Below are 17,327 nucleotides of genomic sequence, written 5' to 3' on the forward strand. Positions count from 1 at the left end.
GGGTCACTCCTTCGCGATGGGGCCGTGCGCCCGGGCGTGTTGTTCCGCCGGCCTGTCACACCAGCAGCCGGATCCACTCGGGGGGAAGGGGCAGCCCGCCGGCCACCCGGGCGTGGAAGGTCAGAGCCTGGTGGGCGAACATCGCGCACCAGGTATTGCCGGAACCGGGAGCCGCGGATGCCCGGGACGCCGCCGGCACGGCCGGACCCGTGCCGCCGTCCTCGAACGGCAGTGCGCCCAGGGGTGAGACCATCGCCGTCAGCCGCCGGGCGAGGAGGGGCAGCACCTGCCTGCCCGCGCTGTCCAGCCGGTCCTGGGAGGCCAGCACGGATCCGACGCGCAGCATCTGGGCGATCACATCGCTGCGTACCCGGCTGTCCGGCTGCCGGGTGTACTCGGGCAGGACTCCTTCGGCGACGTGGGCCGCCAGCAGGGCGTAGCACTCCTCCAGCTGTCCCCGGTACCCGTGGTGTCCGGCCGTCTCGGCCTGCAGGAGTCCCTCCAGCGCGTACAGCGCCGGGTGGCTCATCGCGGGCAGCCCTGCCGGGAGGCCGGGTGCATGGCGGTGCAAGGTGGCCGTCGCCGCCGTGGTGAGGGACGGCGTCCCGGTTCCGTGCGCCAGCGCCAGCACTCCCCCGGCGACCTTCAGCAGATGCGGGCCCGCGGTGGTCGACCAGCGCGGTGGCGGTGCGGGAGCCCCGGGGTGGGGCAGGCACGCCAGCCAGCTGCCGTCGTGGTCGCGTAGCCGGTCCAGCAACGCGGCGGTCCTGGTCAACGGCGCCCAGGCGTCCCGCTGCTCGGCTCCGGCGCCGGCTGGGAGCGAGGCGGCGAGTCCCCGGTGGACCATGCCCAGGTCGAAGGCGAACAGGGCGTGGTTGCGCCACTCGTCGGCCGGCTCGGCCGCGCGGGTGAGGTAACGGCGCGTGCGTGGGCCGCGCTCGGCGGCCAGTTCCCGCGCCAGCCAGTCGATCACTTGGGTCCTGACGGCGCCGGCCCGCGCGGCCTGCGGCGCGTCCGTGGCTTCGAGGAAGGACAGCCACGTCAGGTAGTACCCGGCGATCTCCGGATAGACGTAGTCGTGGTCCGGGCCGGACACGCTTCCCCGGACTCCGCCGCAGTGCGGGCCGGTGGTGACGCGGGGGCGGTCCAGCAGCCAGTCCGCCAGGGCCGTCGCCGTGGCGGGTGGCGTCACGGCCCCTGCGGATGCCGTATCGGTGCGCATGGTCAGTAGAGCCGGATCGAGGCGGAAAGCAGGTCGTCGGTGATGGTGGTGACGTCGGACAGCACCGACTTGACGGTGACTTCCACCAGGTTGGCGTCGACGGGACCCTCGTGGGCGACCACGACCTCCCAGGGGTCGTCGAGATCACGTCCGGCCTGCCCGACCACCCAGACCCGGAAGCCGGTGTCGAAGGCGGCGGCGAGTTCGTCCGCGATGCGCTGCGCGGCCACGGTGTAGATCTTGCCGGTGTGGTAGACCGGGTTCTTTCCGCAGACCCCCTCCATGGTGTAGGGGCGGGCGGTGGCGATCAGTCCGTTGGCACGGTTGCCGCGGCCGACCAGTCCCTCGTCTCCGCTCTCGATGGAGGAGCCGGTGGCGGTGAGGTACAGCTCCGGGATGTCGTACTTGTCGCGCGTGTTGGTGAACAGCTCGACGGTGTGGCCGGGCAGCATCCGCGCGGCGAGGTCCAGGACGATGCCGCGGGCGGTATCGATGTTCGCCGCGTACGCGTCGAGGTCCGGGACCTCGTCGGCGATCTGGGGCAGGCACATCGTCAGGTCGAGACTCGTGCCCCTGCGTACGGCGAGCACCTTGATGTCGGTGCCGAGCCACGGCAGATCGTGTTCCTCGTGGAGTTCCTTCTCGACCCGGAGCACGAAGGTCTCCAGCGGGCTCAGCGGTGCGTAGGCGGTGCCGATCGACGTGTCGTTGCAGACCAGGTGCGTCAGTTCGCGCAGGTCGGACAGGTCTCGCGGGGCGAACCAGTGCCGCCGGTAGGACTCCTTCTCGGAGGAGGCGTCGACCTGGCCCGGGCTGCTGCCGCTGCTGAGGTTCCACAGGAAGGTCAGGTCCTGCTCCGGGTCGATCTTCGGCAGCCTGGCTCCGAGGAACTCCCGGGTGGCGCTGACGATGATGTCCTCGACGGGGATGTCCTCGTCACCGAAACGGTTGCTCGTCCGGCCGTTGACCAGGACGCGGATGGGTGAGGTCATGCGGCCGCGGCCGAAGTCCACCTCGCTGCGGCCCCCGAGGAGACCCACCTTGTCGAAGTTGTGGTGCAGGACCGCTCCGAACCGTTCCCGCGTGTAACGGGAATACGCGACGGAGAGCGCTTCCGCCAGCCCGTCGGAAAGCGAGTCCGGGTGGCCCGTCCCTTTCCGCTCGACGACCTCGATATCGGCGACGGGGCCGGCCTCGATGAGGTTGAACCGCATGACTGCTCTCCTAGGGCAAGGCGAATGGGAGGGCGTCCGGGCCAAGTGGCCTCGAACACAGGGCAATTGTTGACAGCGGCCCGAGGAGGGTGTCAAGCGCGAAAGCGAGGTGCGGATTCTTTGTATTCCGCGAATATACCGGCGCCGCGTAGCGTGTTGACCATGATGGATCCAATGGCCGCTGACGTGCGACGACTTCGCCAGTCCGGGCTTCCGCGTCCCGTTCCGCGACGTATGAGCATGCAGATCACGAATCTGTGCAACTCCCGGTGCACCATGTGCTCGATCTGGGAGATATACCGGAAGGAGAAGGGCCTCTACAGCACGGAACTGACCGGCGCGGAATGGCTGCGGGTCGCTGAATCCGCCATCAGCCAAGGGGTCACATCCATTGACGTGACCGGCGGTGAGCCCTTCCTCAAGGAAGGCGTGGTAGAACTCCTGAGCATGGTGCTGCGGCGGACCGGATTCGCCGCGGTCACCACCAACGGGCTGCAGCCGAAGCGCATTCTGGGCATGGTGCGGAAGATTCTCACCGAAGCCCCGGAGGAGTCGCTGTTCGTGGTGAGCGTCTCGCTGGACGGCTTCTCCGACACCTACGGCAGGATCCGCGGGGTCAGGAACGGCTACGACCGCGCCCGCACCCTGCTGCGGGACCTCGCTGAACTGCGTGAGTCGTTCCCGCAGCTGAGCCAGCAGATCAGCTTCACCATCATGGACGACAACGTCGACGAACTGCCGGCTCTCATGGCCGACGCACTGCGCACCGGGCTGGTCAGGGAACCGGACGACTTCGCCTTCCGGCCCGTCGCCTCCGGTCACTACTACGCGAAGAACAACACCCTGGAGGGCAGGCAGAAGCTCATCCGCACGGTGGAGCAGCTGAACCGGGAGTATCGCTTCGAGCGCACGCTGCCCTTCGTCGAGCGCATCCCGCAGAGCGTCAACTCGCCGAAAGAGATGATCGTTCCGTGCTACGCCATGTTCGCGTCGCTGTGGATCGACCCCTACGGCGGCATCGCCCCGTGCGTCACCATGACCGAGGACGTCATCGGCAACGTGCGCGACACCGGTTACGACATCCTGCCCCTGTGGACGGGGAGCCTCGCCCAGCAGGCCAGGGACCGGATCAGGCGCGACGACTGCGCGGTCTGCTGGACGGACTGCCAGGCCATGGAGAGCATCGCCTACGAGAACGCCGGTGCGCGATGACCGTCCGCGATCGCGCTCTGCCTCCTGTCGTCACCCCGGCCAGCCGGCTCGATCCGTACCCGCTGTACCGCATGCTCCGTGACAGCAGCCCGGTGCACTGGGACGAGGAGACCCGATCCTGGTACGTCAGCCGCCGCGACGACATGGTCGAGCTGCTGCGCGATCCCCGACTCGGGGCGCACACCTATCCGGACTGGGTGCACCACCTTCCGCCGCCCGAGCGTCGGGACGTCGTGCCGGTGGAGGATCATCTCGCCCGGTGGCCGGTCTTCTCCGACCGGCCGGCGCAGCACGTGCTGCGGCGGCGTCTGCAGCCCGCCTTGTCCCGTACAGCCGTCGCACCGATGGGCGAGGCCATCGGAGAGATCACCCGGTCGCTGGCACGAGGGTTGGGCGAAGGGCCCGCCGATCTGCTGACCGGGTTCGCCAGGCCCGCGGCGACATGGACGCTGAGCCGTCTGCTCGGTGTCTCTCCCGAGGAGGACGGCCCACGGCTGGTGCGGTGGTCGGACGCCCTGGTGCGGTATCTGGGGAGCACCGGGGTCGATGTACGGCTCGCCGGGGCCGCACGCGTCGCGGTGGAGGAACTGACCGGCTACGTCGTCTCCCGCATGCTGACCGATCCCGTGACCCCGGTCGCCCAGGCTCTCGCCCGGGCCCTCGAGGGCGAGGAAACGGTCGAGCTGGACGACGTCGTGGCGATGGTGGCGCAACTGGTCACCGGCGGTGTCGAACCCACCGCGACGGCGACGTGCGTCATGGCCCTGCGGCATGCGCAGTCCCCGCAGACGGCCACGCCCGGTACCGACACCCGCGCGCAAGCCCCCGTCGGACCGGACGCACCCGCCGACGGCGTGTGGGCGGACGTCCAGGTGGAGGAGGCGCTGCGGTTCGATCCCCCGTTCCATTTCGCGCCCCGGGAGGTGAAGGAGGACTTCCACTACCGCGGGCACTCCTTCGTCACCGGGCAGCGGGTGGTGCTGATCCTGGCCTCCGCCGGACACGACACCGCAGGCGGCGAAGCGACGTCCCGGTGCCCGGTGTCGGGAGCCACGGGAGCATCGGACGGCGCGGGCCGGCCTCCGGTGGCGAAGGCCGAGCGAGCAACGGACCACCTGGCTTTCGGACGCGGCCGCCACTACTGCCTGGGCGCCTCGCCGGCCCGGCTCCATCTGCGCATGGCCTGGCTGGCTCTGGCGGAGGCGCGGGTGCTGGAGCGCGTCGACGCCGCAGCCGTGGAGCGCATCCCCGACTTCGGCATGACGTCGTTCCGCGCCTGTCCTCTGCGACCTGCCCGGGAGATGTCCGACCGGTCGGGCCGTGGACGCCGCTCCGGGCGGTAGCGAGGGTGCTCGGCGCACGCTGTGCCGGCGCCTCCAGCGCGTACGCCGGCCCGGCGTGACGTGAAGCCGCCGGGTTCGTGCCCGCCCACGCCCCTGCGTGAACGGTCCGGGACGTGCCGGGCTCGCCCGGCAGGCGCACCGGGCGAGCAGGTGCGGTGCCCGTACCGGGGCGGGGGTGCGCGAAGAAGCCGGACGCGGATCGACGGAAGCCCGTGCGCTACGGCACGCGACGGTTTCCGGGCCCCAGCAGCCCCGCCTCGAAGCGGCGCCGCGCCTCGGTGACGCGGACTTTCCCGCTGGTCGTCACGGGCAGCGTCCCCGGCGGGACCAGGACGACCTCCGTGACGAAGAGACCGAGCACGTGGGCCAGGCGGTGCCGCGCGTCGCGGGCGGTCCCGGTGCCGTGCTCATCGCCCTGTGCGGCGTGGTCGCGTTCGGCCACCAGGCAGACGTGCACGGGCGGCGCGGCATGCTGACGGCGGGTGTCGACCTGCTGCCGGCCGGCCCGCGGAGGCCGGACGGTCCGGAAGACCGCGATGCGGCCGGGGCGCAGGCCGGGCAGACCGGCCAGAGCGTCCGCGATGTCCGCGGCGTAGTAGTTGCGTCCCTGGTGGACGACCGTGTCGTCCACGCGCCCGAGGACGAACAGGTGCCCTTCGTGGAGGAAACCGCGGTCCCCGGTCCGATGCAGCCGCCGGGTGACACGGGAGTCCGGTCCATCCGCCCAGTAGCCGTCGAAGAGTTGCGGTCCGGCGATCCACACATCGCCGACGTGCCCGTCCGGCAACCGCCGCCCGTCGCTGTCCCGTACGACGACCTCGGTGTCCTCCAGGGGCGTTCCGGAGGACAGCAGGGTGGTGACCTTGCCGCCTTCGGCCTCGTGCGGACCGGTGACCGGCCGGATGTCGTCGGCCTGCAGAGCGCACCTGGCCACAGTCAGGCGCCGGGCCGGGCGGTGCGGAGTGGCCGTGGTGACCGTGAGCGTCGCCTCAGCCATGCCGTAGGAGGGGCACAGGCTGCGGGCCCGGAAACCCGCGGGAGCGAAGTGCGCGGTGAACAGGTCGAGGGTGTCCGCCCGGACGACCTCTCCGGCGTTGCGTGCGACGCGCCAGCGGCTCAGGTCGAGCGAGGCCACCGCGGCGGCGGGGATCTTGCGGACGCAGTGGCCGTAGGCGAAGTCGGGTGCGCTGGAGAGCGTTCCGCGCAGCTCGGACAGCGCGGTCAGCCAGGACAGCGGTGAGCGGGCGAACTCCCGGGGAGCCAGCAGAACCGAGGGGTATCCGCTGTACAGGGGGCGCAGCACCCCGGTGACCAGCCCCATGTCGTGGGAGAGCGGCACCCACGTGACGGCCGCGTCCTCGCTTCGTTCCCGGTAGGCGCGGGCTGCCCGGGCGCACTGCGCGGCCACCGCACGATGGGTGACTGCGGCGCCTTTGGGCCGGCCGGTCGAGCCCGAGGTGTACTGCACGAAGGCCACCGCGTCGGCCGTCGGCGCGGGCGGGCGCCGGAAGGAACGGGTATCGGGCGGTGGGGAAGCGCACAGCTCCTCCCAGGTGTGCACCGTCACCGAAGCGACGTGTCCGGGCCCGGAGGGCCTGGCCGCGTGCAGCACGGCCTGCGTCTGCCGCACCCACGGCTCCGCGGTGACCACCCAGCGGGCACCGCAGTCGGCGGCCATACCCAGCAGCCGGTGCTCCGCGGCCATGCCGGACCCGCCCGGCGGTGGGGCCGGCACGGCGATCAGGCCGGCGGCGAACACGGCGAGCAGGGTCGCGGTGAAGGACACGGAGTTGGGCAGCAGGACGACGACCCGGTCGCCGCGCCGTGCGCCGCGGGCGGTCAGGGCCGCGGCTGTTCGGTCGGCGAGCGCCAGGAGTTCGGCGAACGTGACGGTGCGCACGACGGCACCCTCGTGCCATTCGGTGACGGCGGTGGCCCGGGGGCGAGCGTGGGCGTGCCGTCGCAACCAGTCGTACGCCGTGCCCTGCGGTGTGCGGGCCCCGCCGTTCACGCCGTCGCTTCCCGGGTGGTCGTCCACCATGTGCCGAGCCCTGCCCTCCGGATCTTCCCGCTGGGCGTCCTGGGCAGCGTGCCCTGGGTGACGGGCCTGACCACGGGCCGGGCGAAGCCCAGCAGCTCTGCCGCGCGCACGATCTGCCGTGCAGTGCGCTCCTGTTGCCCCGGCAGGGTTTCCACGTAGCACACCGGAGCGGCGCCGCCGGTGACCGCGACGTCGGCGACACCTGCGAGCAGGCGGACCTGGTACTCGAGGTGCGCGGGGTCCGGGCCGTCCTGGTGCGCGCCCGTCTTGCGGCCGACGACGAACAGGTAGCCGCCGTCGTCGACGAAGCCCAGGTCCCCCGTGCGCAGCAGCTCCGGATCGCCGCTCTCGCGGTCGGCCGTTCGCAGCCTCACACAGATCTCACCGGTCTCGCCGGGTGCGAGGGCGCGCCCTTCCCGTGCGATCTCGATGCGGATGCCGGGCAGGGGCAGGCCGACGGAGCCCGGGTGCTCCAGCCACTCCTGGGTGGTGATCTGGGTGAGGGTGCTTCTGGAAGTGCCGTAGTACTCGTGCAGCACCGGGCCGAACAGGTCGATCGCGGACCGTTTCACGGCGGGCGGGCAGGCGGACCCGCCGTGGAAGAGGATGCTCAGCCGCCGGGCGGGGGGGCGATCCGCCACCACGGCGTCGACGAGCTGGTCGATGCCGAGGAACGCGCTGTCGGCGCCGTGCCGGTCCACCAGGTCGGCGAATCCGTCGGCGGACCACGTCCGTTGCACGACGACGGCGCTGCCGGCCTGGAGGGCGTACAGAGCGGGGCCGAGGGTGCCGAGGTGGTAGGCGGGGTTGCCCATCACGTGCGGTCCGAAGGCGAGGCCCGCCGCATAGCGGTCGTCCACGGCGACACCGCGGTAGGCACGCGGCGGGCGGGCACGCGGCACGGCCTGCGGTTCGCCGGTGGTGCCGGAGGTGACGAAGGCCAGGTGCCCGGCTCGGGCCGCCATCGGCAGAGGGCCTCGCCGGGTCGCTGACGCCAATGCCTCGTCGGTCAGGGAGGGGACCGGCAGTCCCTCCGCGCCGGCAGCAGCCGGGTCCGTGCCGCTGACGTGGAGGACGGCGTTCGCGTCGGACATCAGCCGGGCCGCCGTCCCGGAGCCGAACAGGGAGGGGGCGACGGGCAGCAGGCCGTAGCCGTACCTCAGGGCGGCGAGGGCGAGGGCGAAGAAGCGGGGGCCGGTGGCGAGGTCCGTGGTGAGGACCGCGCCGTCCTCGACTCCGGCCGAGCGCAGCCCACGGCCGAGCGCGTCGGCACGGACGGTCAGCTCGGCGAACGTGCAGTGCTCGCCGTCGGCCAGTACCGCCGTGCGGCCGGGCTGCTCGGCGGCGGTCAGCCAGGGGTCCCACAGGTAGGGCTTCACCGGACCTCCCCCGCGGCCGGGTCCCGGTCGGCGGTCCCGGCCGCCTGCAGCAGGTGGTGCGCGAGATCGCGGAAGCTGCCGGTGTTGAAGATCAGCCGGGAGTCGACCTCGATGTCGAGACGTTCTTCGAGCCGGGTGGCCAGCTCCACGGCCGCCACGGACTCGCCCCCCAGGGCGAAGAAGTCGTCCGCGGCGACGACTCGGTGCCCGAACACCTCCTCGGCGGTGGTCAGGACCAGTGCGAGCAGTGCGTCGGCGTCCGGTGCGCTCGGGGGCGTGAACTTCGTCATGATGACTTCCTCGGTGTGCGGACGTCCGTGGCGCAGGCGACGGTGAGGTCGGCCGCGAGGCATCCCAGGATGGCCTGGGCCAGTTGCCGGCCCACACGATGTCCGTCGAAGAGCAGGTTGATGAACAGCCGGTCGCGGTGTTCGTCGCAGCGCAGCTGCAGTGCCGACGCGTTGGCGAAGGTGACGCGCCGCAGTGGATAGGCGTCGGGCGTTATCCTCAGGTCACCGTCGTGCCGGGTCCCCAGGTGATCCCCTTCGAACCGGCGCAGATTGATGTGGATGTCCCGGCCCAGCCACCCCTCGTCGGGAGCCAGCTCGCGCAGCATCGTGCGCATCTGCCGCCCACCGAGCTGCTGGTAGCGCAGCGCCTCGAGCACCTGTCCGCTCACCTCGGCCCTGACCTCGGAGAGCGGAGCCGTGGCGTGCTCCACCTTGAGCGGGGCGACACCGGCGAACATGCCGACGACGTCCCGCTCGGCGGCGCGCCGGGAGTCCATGGAGGTCCACAGGCTCAGTCGCCTGCGACCGGTGCATTGAGCGACGGCACGGGCGAAGGCCGCTACGACCCACTGCAGGAGGGTGCAGTGCTCGCGTTCGCAGGCCTGCCGCAGCGCAGCCACCTGGGCGGCTCCCAGTTCGGCTCGGACGGCGCCGTCCGCACTGGCCGCCGCGTGGTCGGGGCGGTGCCAGGGGTTGAGTCCGGCGAAACCGGCCCGGTCGTACCAGCTCTCCTGCGCCCGCCGCAGGTGCCGCGGCCCGAAGGCGGTGCGCTGGCGCAGGGCAGCCGCGGCGAACGAGGGGGCCGTGAGGGGAGGCTCCTCGCGCCTGCGCAGCGTTTCGTAGTCGCGCCAGATCTCGTGGGCGAACAGATGGTGGGCACGGCCGTCGAAGACGAGGTTCTGGAAGGTCGCCAGGAAAGCGTGGTGCTCGCTCGTGTACCGCAGCAGGCGCAAGGTGTAGGGGCGGTGGCCCGTGGTCCAGGGTTTCCGGAAGTCACGTGTCAGCACGGCCCCGGCGTAGACGCCGAACTGCTCGGCGGAGACCGCCTTCACGTCCTGGTGGTGCACGATCCGTTCGTCCGGGCCCAAGGGGCGTACCCGCTGCGCGGCCGTCGGGGTGCGCTCGTTCAGCGGCAGGACCTCCATGCGAACGGCGTCGTGACGGGCGACGAAATGGTGCACGGCCTGCTCGAACAGGCTGCGGTCCAGCGGTCCGAGGATCTCGTAGGACAGGCGTACGTTCTTGTGGACGGTGGCCTGCCGGACGTTGGTGTCGTACCACTCCTGTTCGTAGGTGAACGGCACGGCTTGTGCGGGTCGCGAGCCAGGTGGCGTGTGGTTCAGGCCAGGCACAGGAACTCGCCTCCCGCCGCTCTGAGCGAAGCCGGTGAGCCCGATTCCACGATCCGGCCGTCACGTACCACGAACACCTGGTCGGCCCGGTCCAGCACGGTGAGCCGGTGGGCGATGGCGATCACCGTGATGCCGGCCCGCAGCAGCCCGTCGAAGATCTCCTCCTCCAGGGCGGGGTCGAGGGCGCTGGTGGCCTCGTCGAGGATGAGCAGGCCGGGTTTGCGTGCCAGCGCCCGGGCCAGGACGATCCGCTGCCGCTGCCCGCCCGACAGTCCGTGCCCGCCGGGGGTCACCAGAGTCTCGTAGCCCATGGGGAGCGCGGCGATCTCCTCGTGGATGCGGGCGAGCCGGACCGCCTCCACCAGATCGTCGTGGTCGAGGTCGTCGGCGCCGAAGGCGATGTTGTCGCGGATGGAGGCGCCGAAGAGGTGGGCGTTCTGGTTGACGTAGCCGATCTGCCGCCGATAGGCGGAACGGTCCACCGCGGCGAGATCTCGTCCGTCGACGCGGATCGTGCCGGAGCCGGGTTCGTACAGACCGGCCAGCAGCATGCCGAGCGTCGATTTGCCCGAGCCGGACCGGCCCAGTACGGCGACGAACTCCCCGGGCCGCACGTGGAGTCGGGCGTCGGCCAGAGCCGGCCGGGAGGCACCCCGGTACGTGAAGGACACGTCCTCCACGGAGACGGCGGCCGGCTGCCCGCGCGGGGATGGCGGGCTGAGCTCACCCCGGGGTTCGGGCTCGGCTCGCAGGACGTCGTCGAGGCGGGCCAGCGCCGGCCGGACGGCGGCCAGCTGAGCGGCGGTGTCGAAGACACTCTCCAGCGGGGCGAACAACGCGGTGGTCAACGCCATGAAGGCCAGGGTTCCACCGAGCGATCCGTGTCCCGACAGTACGCGCCAGATGCCGATCACCACGACGGCGAGCGGCGCGGCGAACTGCAGGGTGCGGCTGAGTGCCGTGGACACGGACAGCGAACGGCGGGCGTCCTGCCGCTTGTTGATCTCGTGGATCAGGGAGTGTGACCAGCGTTCCGCGGCCGCGCCCTCGGCCCCTGCCGCTTTGAGGGAGGTCATGCTCTCCAGCAGTTGCACCAGTTCGCTCTGGGTACGGGTCTGCCGTTCCAGTACTTCGTGGCTCAGCCGGACCTGGCGCCTCCAGGCCATCACCATGACGCCGATCTGGACGGTGATCAGAGCCACGACGATCGAGGCGAGGACCGGGTCGACGATGAGGACCGCCACCAGGTAGCCCGCGATGAGGCAGCTGTCGAAGACGGCCGACAGCGCGGACAGGCTCAGCACCTGGGTGAGGGTGCTGCTGGTGCGCGCCCGCATGGCCAGGTCACCGGAGTTGTGCAGGGTGAAGAAGTCGTAGGGCAGGGACGTCAGATGGGCCACGACACCCCACGTCATGCGCTTCTCGACCAGTGACTGCCGCCGCGTCAGGACGAAGGCGCGGGTCAGTTGCGCCGTCAGGAACACGAGGGTCACCAGGGTCAGGACCAGGGCGGTGAGCGACAGCATGTGCTGCCGGCCGCCGGTCACGACGTGCCCGACCAGGAAACCGAGCGCTGCCGGAAGGGCGGCTTCCAGGCCCATGAGAACGGCGGACAGCGCACCGATGCGACCGAACTCCCCGGCGCTGGGCAGGAAATGCCGCATGCGGTGCCAGGGGCCGGCCGAGCCGAACCCGCCGGACAGCGGACGCCTGCTCTCGCCGATCGGTGCGGTGAACTCCAGAGCCACACCGGTGAACGCGGTGGAGACCGCGTCGTGACCGAGCCGGCGGCGGCCGAAGGCGGGGTCGACGATATCCGTGAACGCCTCGGTGGCCCGTTCGAGCACGACGAAGTGGTTGAAGTTCCAGAACAGGATGCTTCCCGGCGGCAGGTTCCGCAGCCCTTGCACATCGGTGCGCACTCCCCGCCCCTCGAGACCGTGGGTGCGGGCCAGGTCGAGCAGCGTGCGGGCGGAGGCACCGTTGCGTCCGGAGTTCACCTGGTCACGGACGTCGTCGAGATGCACGTCGTGACCGTGGTGACGAAGCGTCATGACCAGACAGGCCGGTCCACAGTCGCTGACCTGCGTCTGGAAGCAGATCGGGATGTTCCGCCTGCGGCGCAGATCACGCAGGGCCACGCCCAGCGCCCGGACGCGTTCGGCGGGGCTTCGGGCCGGGTGCCCCGTCTGCGGTTCGTGACCGAACACGGGGCCGAGGCCGTCCCGTCCGTGGTGGTGCTCGAGAGCCTGGGTGCGGAAGCGTTGTTCACTCATCGGTCAGCTCTGTCCTTGGGTCCGCGGCAGTGGGCCGGGGAACGGTCCCCGGCCCACTCTCGGTACTGCGGGGGAAGCGTGACGCTTCCATGCCCGGGCGGTCCCTCGGCCGGCGAACCGGCGGTCGGGACCGCCCGGAGCGGCGGCCGTCAGATGCAGTTGGCCGGAACCATGAGCGCACCGCCCACGATGTCGTCGAGCTCCTCGTCGGTGAGGGCGGTGATGTCGACCTGGTTGTTCTCCATGTCATTTCCTTTCTGTCTTTTCCCGAACGCACCGGCAACCGGGACGGAGACCGGCAATCGGACGGGTCCTATCGACATCCGCATTCTGCGGTGTGCCGTTGAAAAGAACGCTAGCCCGCCTTTCCCGCCCCGATCAACAGCTCACACGCAAAACCTGTGCACCGCCAGGAATGATTGCTGACATACCAGGCAAAAATCGCCTACATTTCGGGCATAGCACCCTCGCCTTTCCCTTCTCCATCTCGCCGGCGAGACAGAAGAAAAATAGGCGCCGAAAGGCACGCGAAAACCAGAGGGAGTTTTCGCGTGCCTTTCGGCGCCCACGGGAAGCGCCTGCGCTGGTACGTGCCGTATCGGCTCAGCTCTGGTAAGCCTCAGCCATTTCGGTCAGTGAGATGACGTGCCTCGGTGCGGGCATTCTGGCTCGCTGAGAGCCCCGGGCGAGGTCCACGAGTTGCTCGGGGGTCAGCTCGGCCAGCCGGCCGCGGGCTCGTTCGATCAGTTCGCCCGCCGCGTCGGCGATCGAGCGGTCGTCCAAGGGACGGGGGGCCATCCTGAGCCCCTCGAAGGCCGTGCGCTGGAGCACACGGAAGAGGTCGACCACGCCCACCTCCCGGATCGTCAGGGACAGGTGCGCCGACAGGCCGCCGTCTCCCACGGCCTGGTGCGCGAACCCCCGGGGAATGTAGAGGACTTCACCGGCCTGTACCGTCGCGCGCAGCACCTCGGCCGGTTCGGCCCCCTGACAGGGGCCCGGGTTCCAGTTCCCGTCGGCCGGCCCTTCGTGCACGGACCACTGCTTGCTTCCCTCGACCTGGACGACCAGCACGTCGGCGTCGTCGCGGTGAAGGGGCAGGCCCTGCCGCCCGGCCGGCGTGACGAAGCAGAAGGCCTCGACGGCCAGGCCCAGTTCCCCGGACAGCGCGGCGACCGTCTCGCCGGTGGGCGCGTGCCACTGGTCGACGCATCGCAGGAGCAGTGTGGCCCCGTCCTCCAGCGCCTTGCCGATCTTCGCTTCGTCCGCGAACCCCTCGTGGGAGGAGAAGTGGACGGTGCGTGCCGTCGTGTACGTCTCGCTGCCCAGCGGCTCTTCCGCGCGGGCCATCTCGACATAGGGCGTGCGCAGGAACCCACTGGCCAGCGCCCCGTCGGCGTCGGCCAGTCCGAACGGGCTGGGTGCCCCTCCCGGTGGGCGGAAGACGGCCGGCTCCTTGCGCCAGTACGACGTCATGAAGCGGTCGGGGTCACCGACCCACCGTGCAAGAGTCGGACGGTTCACATGCATCCTCCTGGCCGGGACGGAATTCGTCCCTTCAAGGCTCTCCCGGCCTTCGCCGGGCGAACAGTCACATGTTCTCGGGACCGGTACATCGCCCTGCCGGAACGGACCGGGGGCGGATCGGCGAGGCCGGCGAGTACGTGGACCTCACCGCGCGACCCCGGCGGGCGGGGCCGCCCACCCGTGTGCGCGGCGACGGCTGCGCAGCGGCGAGGTGACGGCGGCGGCCTGCGTCAGCGGCTCACGTCCGCCGCCCGGTCCGCCAGCCGGTGCAGCCATGCCGCCACGTCACCGTCCTCGGCCGCTGCCGCCCGCTGCCATTTGCCCCAGCGTTCCCCGTCCACGTCCAACAGCAAGCGCGTGGAGGATCTCGCACGTGCGGGGCCGCCGGCGTTCACGGCACGCAGACGGTTCCGGAGTTCGGCCTTCGACCAGCCGTGCTCGGTCGCCTGACCAAGCCAGTGGTCCTGGTCCTCGGGTGCCAAGGCCGCCACTTCCTGATGGTGCTGGAAGCTGAGTTCGGCCCTGCGGCGGCCCACGTCGACCTTGCGCGCCACCCAGGCGTAGTTGCGCAGGGTCTGGTAGTCGAGCGCGGTCGCCTCGGCAGCCTGCCGGTAGCGGTCGGGGAAGGCCGCACTGCCGTAGACCAGCCAGTCCCCCGCCCACCAGGCGGCGGAATCCGCAAGGCGGTGCAGACGGCGACCGAGTTGCGACCATGCCGAGAAGGACAGACCGTCGGGGAGAAGCAGCGCGGTGGGACGCGTCTGGCCGATGCCCGCTCCCGCACCGGCGGCCGACGCCACGGTCCCGGACGGCTGGGGTGTGCGGGTATGCCCTGCGTGCATCGGGCGCGGGGGGCTGGCACGTCGGCGAACGGCCGGTTGGGCAGCCATCGGTGGCCGGAGCGGCTGTGCGCCGGGACCAGGGGGCATGAGGCGTGTCCTCGATTCACGGTAGATGCCGGTATGCAGGCCGTCCGCCGGACCGCATGCGGTAGGTGGCACGGGGTCCCGGCCGCATGCCCTGGACCCCGTGGCACGGGAACGAAGATGCCGCCGGCCACCCCGTCGGAGCGGAGTGGGAGCGGGTCACGCGTGTCAGCCGCCCCAACCCGAGTCGTCGTTGCCACCGGCACCGCCACCGCCGTCCGCCGACATGGCCACGTAGCGGGTGCTCCCCGAACCGTCCGCGCCGGACAAGGTGTCCTCCGACGCCTGACCGAGCAGCCCCAGGGCTGCGGCGACCAAGATCGCGGTGACGAGCGCGTGACGCATGACTGACTCCTGTACCTGTGTCGTGCCGAGTGGCGATCTTTTCCTCGGGGCCAGATTGCCGTGCCGTGAGCGGACGCTCCACCGAGGAGGGCCTTCACCAAGTTGCCACGCAGCAAAGCGGCACGGAGAAAAATCGGGCGACATCCCCCAGAAGGGGCATAGGGGGGTCTGAGCTGGAGCGGTGAAGAAAGATGATGCCTCTCGACGACACGGGCGCGAAGTGTGCAGGTCTGCTTTCGGAGGACGCCGTGCGGTCGGCCGCTCATCATTCAGCGCAGCATCCGTGCATTCTTCGGTACCGTGGACACGTGACTGGAAAGAGTCCGGCCATTCCAGGAACATAGGGCGGCTCCCCCACACCGGACGCGACTCCGTCTTCTCTTTTTCGAGCGACGATTCGGCGCTCCGTCATTCATCCACTCTGACGGCAACGATTGGTGCGACGATGTCCGCTCCCGGCAAGGAAGACGAAAACGAGGACGTGTTCTTCCGTGACATGGCCGAATGCGTGTCCACCAACCAGGAGGCGGGCCCGGCCCTTGTCTGGCCGCGCAACGCCGACCGCATGCTCGAGCGACTGAGAACGGAGCATGATCGCACCCTGGAGGGTGGAACCGGGCCGCACGGGCTCACCGGCCGGCGGGAGGAAGAGCCGGCTCGGCCGCTGGCGCGACTGATGGCCTACCGGTTACGGACGCTGCTGGGCGTCTCGGCGGTGCGAGCCGACGTCCGGGACCTGGTTGCCGGGCAGGCCAGCGGCCACCTGCCGGCGGATGCGGACACCCTGTTGGTCATGCTCCGGGGCGCGCTGGAGTGTTCGGTGGGGCCCGCCTCGGCCGACACCCCGGAACGGCACCTGCCGCTGACGCTGCGCATGCGCGTGGGCGAAGTCCTGTACGTGCCCCGCGCCTACCCGTTCTCTCTCACAGCCGGACGGGCAGCCGCGACGGTGCTGCAACTGGGCCTGGTCCGCTCCGCTCCGCGGCCGGCGCTTTGACCGGTCCGGGCAGCCCTGCGGGGACCGGCGGAGCCGACGTCGCGACGCACCCTCACCCAAGGTTTGTTAAAGGTGCAACCATCGGTTGATCTTCAGGGGATCGGTGGGGGGAAGCTGGGGGGTGTTGTTGGGTACGCGTCGGCCGGCAGGCCGACGGCTTCTCAGGGAAGGCCTTTCGTGCAGATCTCTCCGGGTGGTGGCGTCCTGGAGCCGGCAGATGCAACCCACCCGTCGAAAGCCGAAGCCAGCCTGTACGGGTGGGTGGTGGTACATGAGCGGATGGACGTCGACGCCGCCGCCGCGGAGCTGGAGCTGACGCCCGGGGAGGTGGAGGAGGCACTGGAGTCTCTGCTGGCGCGGCGGTTGGTGCACCGGTCGGCTCGAGATCCCTCCCTGCTGCGGGCGGTGGACCCTGACCTGCTGGCCGCCGTGGCGACCAGCCCGATCGAGGAGAGAATCAGGAATCAGAGAAGGCTGCTGGAGGAGGTGCGCGACCGCTTCGCCGGTCTGCGGGAGCACTACATCAACGGCCTGAGCCAGAGGAACGCGCTCATCGAGGTGATTCCACGGGTGGACGAGGTGCGGGTGGCGCTCAACCGCGCCTCCGCGCAGTGCCGGGGAGAACTGTTGACGAGCCAGCCGGGCGGCAGTCGCAATCCGGAAGTGCTGGCCGACGCACTGGCCCGCGACACCGCGCTGCTGCGTCGAGGCGTGCGCATGCGCACGCTCTACCACCACACCGCACGGTTCAACGGGCCGAGCCAGTCCTACGTCGCAGCGGTGTCGGCACTGGGCGCGCAATACCGTACCGCGCACGAACTGTTCGGAAGGCTGATCGTCTACGACCGCGAGGTCGCCTTCATTCCCGAGGCCGCCCACGCCTGGGGAGCCGTACTGATCAGGGAACCCTCGATCGTCCGGTATCTGTGTGACATCTTCGAGCAGACCTGGAGCCTGGCGCAGCCCTTCTCCGATGCCGCGCTCGACGGACTCGAAGCGGTGTCCAAGGACATCGACCGCACGATCGTCAAACTCATGGGCGCCGGCCTCAAGGACGAGACCATCGCCCGCCGGCTCGGCATGTCCCTGCGCAGCGTTCGCCGCCACATCGCGGACATCATGGAGTCCACCGGAGCCGAAAGCCGATTCCAACTCGGAGTCCTCCTCACCCGGCAAGGCATCCTCGACCCCGACACCGCCTGA

At 70.6% G+C, this 17,327-nt stretch carries 14 protein-coding genes; 4 read left to right on the forward strand and 10 right to left on the reverse strand.

Translation table 11 applies throughout. From position 1 onward, the window contains the following. Positions 1-55 precede the first annotated feature (55 nt). Together Q5694_RS30830 and Q5694_RS30835 are read right to left on the reverse strand one after the other, a co-directional pair. Positions 56-1,192 carry a hypothetical protein gene (locus Q5694_RS30830; RefSeq protein WP_333936784.1) on the reverse strand — a complete coding sequence of 379 codons (1,137 nt, stop codon included), beginning with the start codon at positions 1,190-1,192 and terminating at the stop codon, positions 56-58. Between the two features lie 32 nt (positions 1,193-1,224). After that, on the reverse strand, positions 1,225-2,436 hold the full coding sequence (locus Q5694_RS30835; protein WP_333936785.1) for a methionine adenosyltransferase: 1,212 nt from the start codon (positions 2,434-2,436) through the stop codon (positions 1,225-1,227). A 240-nt stretch (positions 2,437-2,676) separates the two neighbouring features. Here Q5694_RS30835 and Q5694_RS30840 point away from each other — a divergent pair, with 240 nt between their 5' ends. Together Q5694_RS30840 and Q5694_RS30845 are read left to right on the forward strand one after the other, a co-directional pair. Beyond that, a complete protein-coding gene (locus Q5694_RS30840) occupies positions 2,677-3,648 on the forward strand; it encodes a radical SAM protein (protein ID WP_333936786.1) in 972 nt (323 codons plus the stop codon). Beyond that, on the forward strand, positions 3,645-4,991 hold the full coding sequence (locus Q5694_RS30845; protein WP_333936788.1) for a cytochrome P450: 1,347 nt from the start codon (positions 3,645-3,647) through the stop codon (positions 4,989-4,991). Before Q5694_RS30840 ends, Q5694_RS30845 begins: the two co-directional genes overlap by 4 nt. A 217-nt stretch (positions 4,992-5,208) precedes the next feature. Here Q5694_RS30845 and Q5694_RS30850 read toward each other — a convergent pair whose 3' ends face one another. The 8 genes from Q5694_RS30850 to Q5694_RS30885 form a co-directional block, all read right to left on the reverse strand. Further along, a complete protein-coding gene (locus Q5694_RS30850; protein ID WP_333936789.1) occupies positions 5,209-7,032 on the reverse strand; it encodes an AMP-binding protein in 1,824 nt (607 codons plus the stop codon). Further along, a complete protein-coding gene (locus tag Q5694_RS30855; RefSeq protein WP_333936790.1) occupies positions 6,999-8,411 on the reverse strand; it encodes a class I adenylate-forming enzyme family protein in 1,413 nt (470 codons plus the stop codon). Before Q5694_RS30855 ends, Q5694_RS30850 begins: the two co-directional genes overlap by 34 nt. Next, positions 8,408-8,701, reverse strand: coding sequence for an acyl carrier protein (locus Q5694_RS30860; RefSeq protein WP_333936791.1), 294 nt, complete (start codon positions 8,699-8,701; stop codon positions 8,408-8,410). The genes Q5694_RS30855 and Q5694_RS30860 overlap by 4 nt, the downstream gene beginning before the upstream one ends. Continuing rightward, positions 8,698-10,005: a condensation domain-containing protein gene (locus Q5694_RS30865; protein ID WP_333936792.1), complete on the reverse strand. Its 1,308-nt coding sequence runs from the start codon at positions 10,003-10,005 to the stop codon at positions 8,698-8,700. The genes Q5694_RS30860 and Q5694_RS30865 overlap by 4 nt, the downstream gene beginning before the upstream one ends. A gap of 35 nt (positions 10,006-10,040) precedes the next feature. Next, entirely contained in the window at positions 10,041-12,329 is a 2,289-nt protein-coding gene (locus Q5694_RS30870) for a peptidase domain-containing ABC transporter (protein WP_333936793.1), read from the reverse strand. A 603-nt stretch (positions 12,330-12,932) separates the two neighbouring features. Next, complete coding sequence (locus tag Q5694_RS30875; RefSeq protein WP_333936794.1) at positions 12,933-13,859, reverse strand: JmjC domain-containing protein; 927 nt, start codon at positions 13,857-13,859, stop codon at positions 12,933-12,935. Between the two features lie 227 nt (positions 13,860-14,086). Further along, positions 14,087-14,698, reverse strand: coding sequence for an LmbU family transcriptional regulator (locus Q5694_RS30880; protein ID WP_333936795.1), 612 nt, complete (start codon positions 14,696-14,698; stop codon positions 14,087-14,089). A 252-nt stretch (positions 14,699-14,950) separates the two neighbouring features. Further along, entirely contained in the window at positions 14,951-15,127 is a 177-nt protein-coding gene (locus Q5694_RS30885; protein ID WP_333936796.1) for a hypothetical protein, read from the reverse strand. Positions 15,128-15,572: 445 nt separating this feature from the next. Here Q5694_RS30885 and Q5694_RS30890 point away from each other — a divergent pair, with 445 nt between their 5' ends. Further along, the gene (locus Q5694_RS30890; protein ID WP_333936797.1) at positions 15,573-16,124 is read left to right on the forward strand and encodes a hypothetical protein; all 552 of its coding nucleotides are present in this window, start codon (positions 15,573-15,575) and stop codon (positions 16,122-16,124) included. Between the two features lie 177 nt (positions 16,125-16,301). Next, the gene (locus Q5694_RS30895) at positions 16,302-17,327 is read left to right on the forward strand and encodes a helix-turn-helix transcriptional regulator (RefSeq protein WP_333936798.1); all 1,026 of its coding nucleotides are present in this window, start codon (positions 16,302-16,304) and stop codon (positions 17,325-17,327) included.

It is taken from the genome of Streptomyces sp. AHA2 (genome assembly GCF_036857595.1).
Classification (GTDB): Bacteria; Actinomycetota; Actinomycetes; order Streptomycetales; family Streptomycetaceae; genus Streptomyces.